This is a genomic window from Enterobacter sp. K16B (assembly GCF_020216105.1).
Taxonomy (GTDB): domain Bacteria; phylum Pseudomonadota; class Gammaproteobacteria; order Enterobacterales; family Enterobacteriaceae; genus Enterobacter; species Enterobacter sichuanensis.
The window spans coordinates 1-5,692 of record NZ_JAIWJZ010000121.1 but is presented as its reverse complement, the minus strand read 5'-3'; the positions used below and the strand labels follow the sequence as shown (position 1 = coordinate 5,692).

Here is a 5,692-nt window from a genome sequence, read left to right as displayed (position 1 = left end):
CCGCCGCCATGAAAAAAATGGGAGCCGAAAGGAATGCCAGCGTGGCACAGATAGCTATCGCATGGGCTATTGCGAAAGGTACCCTTCCCCTCGTTGGTGCGACTAAAGTCCATCACGTTCTGGACGCCGCCTGCGCTTCAGACATCCAGTTACGCGATGAGGAAATCATCCTGCTGGAACAACTCGCCGCAGAGACCAGAGTGGATACACGAGGCGCCTGGGAAAAACCGATGGTGTAAAGCCCGTCCGGAACAGACTGTCATGAATGACACTAACGAACGGGCTGTTCCGGGCGATCCTAATCTGCATCACTTTTACTGCTTTGTATGAAGGGTGAGAATATGAAAATCATTTGCCTCGAAGAACATTATCTTGACAGCGAGTTAGGGCGAGCGTGTATGCCTGTTGCGCTTGAGCAGGCACCTTTCCTTGGCGACTGGGGGAAAACCGTCGCTGATGGTCATAATCCTGACCGAAGCCGGCCGCAGATAGAAAAGAATGCGCTGATAAACGCGAAAGGCGCTGATTTGGGAAGCCGCCGCCTCAGGGATATGGATGAGGCTGGAATTACCCTGCAGATACTCTCTGTGGGCGGATTCCCCCAGCTGGCACCCAAGGATGAAGCGGTAACATTAAATACGGCGGCAAACGATCGCCTTGCCGGGGCGGTAAGAAATCACCCGGATCGCTTCGCGGCATTTGCCACACTTCCCTGGGCACAGCCGAAAGATGCTGAAAATGAGCTTGTCCGCGCAGTTGAAAAACTAGGATTTAAAGGAGCACTGCTGAATGGCAGACCCTCTTCATGCTTTCTCGATCATCCTGACTATGACTCCCTGCTTTCCCGCTTTAATAAACTGAATGTGCCACTCTATCTTCATCCCGGATTACCGCTTAAAAGCGTACAGCAGGCCTACTTCACGGGCTTCAGCGCAGAGGTCAACGCCCGGCTTTCTATGTTTGGCTGGGGCTGGCATCACGAAGCGGGGATCCATTTGTTGCGGCTGATGTTATCGGGCGCATTTGATAAATATCCCAACCTGCAGGTAATCAGTGGCCACTGGGGGGAGATGCTGCCCTTCTGGCTGCAGCGTCTTGATGACAGCCTACCACTGGCTGCAACGGGTCTGTCACGCACGCTAACGAGAACCTTCCAGGAACACGTTTACGTTACCCCGTCAGGTATGCTGACGCTACCGCACTTCAAGTTTATCTACGAGTTAATGGGGGCAGAAAGGATCCTGTTCTCCGTCGATTATCCCTATCAGACCCTGGACGGTGTAAAAACCTTTATAGACAGTCTGCCCGTCAACAAGGCTGAAAAAGAGGCCATCGCATTTCGCAATGCAGAACATTTACTGGGCATCACGGCGTAGTTCACGGGTTCGTGATGACCGGTACAATGAGAACAGTTGACCATTATTAGTTTTTGTCTAAAAGTGAATGAGTCTTTACTGCTCTAAAAAAAATAATGGTGTCACTCTATACTGGGTTAAACATTCACCAAATATATTTAACCCATTGAAATGAAAAATATCCTTATTGTTTCAGGCCATCCTGAGCTTACCCATTCCGTCGCCAATGCCACGATCCTTGATGAAGTGGCGACCGCCCTTCCCGATGCTGAAATTCGTCGTCTGGACTGGCTCTATCCGGACGGCAAATTCAATATCGCTGCGGAGCAGGAAAGCCTGCTCAGGGCCGATGTGATTGTCTGGCAGTTTCCTTTTTCCTGGTATGGGCTGCCCGGGTTAATGAAACAATGGCTGGACGAGGTCTTTGTCCACGGCTTCGCGCATGGCTCAACGGCGAAACTGGGCGGTAAAAAGCTGCTCCTCTCCTTCACTACAGGGGCGCCGCAGGTGCTCTATACCGCTGACGGTTTCTTTGGCCATGCCATAGAAGAGTATCTTATTCCATTCGAGACCACGGCAAGGCTGTGCAATCTTGAGCTGCTGGCGCCGGTTTATACCTGCGGTATCAGCTATGCCGACCGGGATGCCGACAAAATCGCGCAGCAAAAAACGCTTGCCCGGGAACACGCTTCAAGGCTTGTCGAGCTGCTCAACTCCGTCGTGAATAATCCAGAGGGAGAATAACGATGCAGTATACCCGGCTCGGTAAAAGTGACTTACTGGTCTCCCGCATCTGTATGGGATGTATGGGATTTGGCGACCCGTTAACGGGCCAGCATCGCTGGACGCTGGACGAAACAGCAAGCCGGGACATCATCCGCTACGGTCTCGAAAAGGGTATCAATTTTTACGATACCGCCATCGCCTATCAGAACGGCTCCAGCGAGCGATACGTTGGCCGGGCGCTGCGGGAGATGGCAAAACGCGAGGACGTGGTGCTGGCCACCAAGTTTCTGCCGCGAACCGCCGCGCAAATTGCCGCGGGGATCGGCGGAAAAGAGGCAATAGCCCGATCGCTCGATCAGAGCCTGCAGAATCTGGGGATGGACTACATCGACCTCTACATTTACCACATCTGGGATTACAACACGCCGGTTATCGAGGTGCTTGAAGCGCTGCATGCCGCCGTTACTGCGGGCAAAGTGCGCGCTATTGGTATTTCCAATTGCTATGCCTGGCAGCTTGCGAAAGCGAACGCCCTTGCCGAACGCGAAGGGCTGACGTCCTTTGTTTCCGTGCAGAGCCATTACAACCTGATTATGCGTGAAGATGAACGAGAGCTCTTCGGTCTGTGCGCTGAAGATAATATCGCCATGACCCCCTATAGCGCGCTGGCCAGCGGTCGTCTCTCGCGTAAAGAAGGCCACACTCGGCGAGCCACGGAGGATGACTATGCGCGAGGAAAATATGACAGCACGGCTGAACAGGATCGGAGCATTATTGAGCGCGTAGCCGAACTTGCCGAACGGCATCAGGTCTCCATGACGGAAATATCTCTCGCCTGGCTACTGACAAAAGTCACGTCACCTGTCGTAGGGGCCACAAAAAAAGATCACGTCGATGGCGCGGTAAACGCAGTCAATCTTCAACTGAGCCCGGAAGAAATCCAGTTTCTGGAAGAAACCTACCAGCCGCACGTTCTGACGGGGATCATGGCGCAAAACACGCCGCAAACGAAGGACGTTAAGCAGGTCTGGACGCGGTAGCCCTTACCGGAACTGGCTCCTGTTAAGCCATAGCGCTTTTCTGCCTTATCAAGACAAAGGAGGTTTTATGATCTGGTTACTGCATCACAGAGCAGCAGCATTGTTTTTGTTTGCCTTTATCTTCCTCATGCCCATTAGTCATGCTCATAGCCGTGAAAAGACCGACATTAAAACGCTCGTTATCGTCTCTCACCCTTATCCGGAACGCTCAGTTCTGACAAAAGGGCTGCAGGAAGCCGCTGAGAGTCTGGAAGGCGTGACGGTTCGCAACCTTGAGACGCTGTATGGCTATGACACACGTCGGATTAATGGTGACGCGGAGCGAAAAATGATGCGTGAGCACAGGCGTGTTGTTTTTATCTTCCCGACACACTGGTTCAACATTACGCCAATGATGAAGGCCTGGCTGAATGAAACCTGGGGAAGTGTCGGACCCGGTCTTTGGCAGGGAAAGGAGATGTTTATTGTCAGTACGGCTGCGGGGGGACGCTCTACTTACGGGCCGGACGGCAGGATCGGGGTATCGCTCGCGGATGTGTTTTTACCGATGAAGGCAAGCGCCCTGCACGCAGGTATGACGTGGCTTCCTCCCCTTGTCTTTGAGAGCGCCAGCAGCGATCGATTACCTTCTTACCAACACCAACTTATAGAACGTCTTAAACAGCCATTTCAGTAAAAGGATCATCGTGAAAAAGACTCTTATGCTTTTAATTTGGATGCTAATAAGCAGCCCTGTCTTTGCAACAAAACTGGACGCGCCGGATAAGGTAGTGATGAATATCTTTGAGCTTGGCGTCAGGCACGATCGGGACAAAGATTTTGCAGACGTAGCCAGACAGACGATTTCCGCTTCGGTTGATCATGAAGTAGGTACGCTGGCGATGTACGCCCTGCTCCGCAGCGACAATCCACGTAAGGCATTCATGGTCGAACTCTATGAAAACGAGAGTGCTTACCGCAAACATCTGAATGCCGAACCATACAAGGCATTCGCTGCCCGGGCACCTGACATTATCGTTCGGAAAAATAAAATCACTCTGGAGCCCCAATTTCTGGGGGACAAACACATCATACCGAATGAGCGAACCATTAATAATCTGGTGATCGTCGAGGTAAAGCCTGAATTACAGACCGAATTTAAAAACATCGTCATGCCTGAAATGGCTGAGTCGCTCAAAGTAGAGAAAGGCGTGTTAGCCATGTATGCCGCTACAGACTCACAGACTCCGAACCGCTGGTATTTCTATGAGATTTACGCCAGTGAGGAAGCGTATCAACTGCACCGACAAACGCCACACTTCCGTGACTATCTCAGGCAAACGGCGCATATGAGCGTCAGTAAGGACGCTATCCCGGTAAAACCGGTATTTCTTCGTAACAAAGGCGGAATCAAACAGGATCCGCACCGTTGACCAGTGAGGATTGACATGAAAAGCGTAATTGCAGCGGCGGCCATGTCGCTTGTTATTTCTGATTTTGCTAATGCTGAGGAAACAAGAGGTAAAGCTATGATGAAAATTGAACCTTCAGCGATTTCTGAAGCTGATATTCGTTCTGTCTCACCGGCTCTTGCGCGCTTTGGTCGAGAAGCTATTGCTGAAGATCTGTGGACACGCGATGCCCTCTCGCCCAGGGATCGTAGTATGGTGACCGTCTCCATGCTAATTGCCAGAAACCAGCCTGGCGACCTTAAGCACTATATAGACATTGCCCTTGATAATGGCGTTACGCCAGCGGAATTGTCAGAAATCATTACCCATCTGGCGTTCTACTCAGGTTGGCCAAATGCCATGTCAGCCGTCAGCGTGACCAAAGCAGTATTTGAAACTCGTGGCGTCACGGCAGATGCACTTCCTGAAGCTTCTCCGGACCTGCTTCCTCTCAATCAGGAAGCAGAAAAGCAGCGTTCAGAGACAGTGGAGAAAAATGTTGGCCCAATATCTCCGGGCCTGGTTAAATTCACTGCTGATCCACTCTTCCTGGATCTCTGGCAAAGACCTGCGCTGAAACCCCGCGACAGAAGCCTGATTACGGTCAGCGCGTTAATCGCATCCGGACAGAGCGCGCAGATTGGCTATCACCTCAATAGAGCAATGGATAATGGACTTTCAGCTGAGGAAGCGGGTGAGATCGTTACCCAGGCCGCCTTCTATGCTGGCTGGCCAAACGCATTTACCGCTGCTCCGGTTGTGGGAGAGGTGCTAAACAATCGATCATCGAGTAAAAGGTAACATTACTGAACACTAAAACCTGACGCACATCACAAAATTAGAGCGAACAGTTCATGAACCAACAGACGTGACATCGAGTGATTTATGGACAGCGTTTAACACAGTTATGAACCAAAACTGAGTTCATAACTGTGAGTTTGAATCGCCATTTGATTAATATCCATTTAAAACAGATTGTTATACTGTTTCTGGTGCTGTAGTAAATTATGTATATTCCTCAAACCCAGAATAGTTAAATAGGCTTTGTAGGTCGATTATCATACGGTCCCCGGAATCAGCATGTTGTGAATTTTCAGGTCCCCCCTTTTATTCCATTAGGTCTGTCGTACTGCGTTAAATG

At 50.9% G+C, this 5,692-nt stretch carries 7 protein-coding genes; all 7 read left to right on the top strand.

What is annotated here, in order from left to right; genetic code table 11:
- Positions 1 to 239 (top strand): aldo/keto reductase (locus LDK53_RS19385; RefSeq protein ID WP_225287841.1); only part of this gene is annotated, 239 nt, incomplete at its 5' end.
- A gap of 102 nt (positions 240 to 341) precedes the next feature.
- Positions 342 to 1,376, top strand: coding sequence for an amidohydrolase family protein (locus tag LDK53_RS19380; protein ID WP_225287840.1), 1,035 nt, complete (start codon positions 342 to 344; stop codon positions 1,374 to 1,376).
- A gap of 150 nt (positions 1,377 to 1,526) precedes the next feature.
- On the top strand, positions 1,527 to 2,099 hold the full coding sequence (locus LDK53_RS19375; RefSeq protein ID WP_225287839.1) for an NAD(P)H-dependent oxidoreductase: 573 nt from the start codon (positions 1,527 to 1,529) through the stop codon (positions 2,097 to 2,099).
- Between the two features lie 2 nt (positions 2,100 to 2,101).
- Positions 2,102 to 3,121 carry an aldo/keto reductase gene (locus tag LDK53_RS19370; RefSeq protein ID WP_225287838.1) on the top strand — a complete coding sequence of 340 codons (1,020 nt, stop codon included), beginning with the start codon at positions 2,102 to 2,104 and terminating at the stop codon, positions 3,119 to 3,121.
- 67 nt (positions 3,122 to 3,188) lie between these two features.
- Positions 3,189 to 3,797: an NAD(P)H-dependent oxidoreductase gene (locus tag LDK53_RS19365; protein ID WP_202911314.1), complete on the top strand. Its 609-nt coding sequence runs from the start codon at positions 3,189 to 3,191 to the stop codon at positions 3,795 to 3,797.
- A gap of 40 nt (positions 3,798 to 3,837) precedes the next feature.
- Positions 3,838 to 4,533: an antibiotic biosynthesis monooxygenase gene (locus LDK53_RS19360; protein WP_225287842.1), complete on the top strand. Its 696-nt coding sequence runs from the start codon at positions 3,838 to 3,840 to the stop codon at positions 4,531 to 4,533.
- A gap of 15 nt (positions 4,534 to 4,548) precedes the next feature.
- Positions 4,549 to 5,352 carry a carboxymuconolactone decarboxylase family protein gene (locus tag LDK53_RS19355; RefSeq protein WP_104558143.1) on the top strand — a complete coding sequence of 268 codons (804 nt, stop codon included), beginning with the start codon at positions 4,549 to 4,551 and terminating at the stop codon, positions 5,350 to 5,352.
- The last annotated feature ends 340 nt before the right edge of the window (positions 5,353 to 5,692 follow it).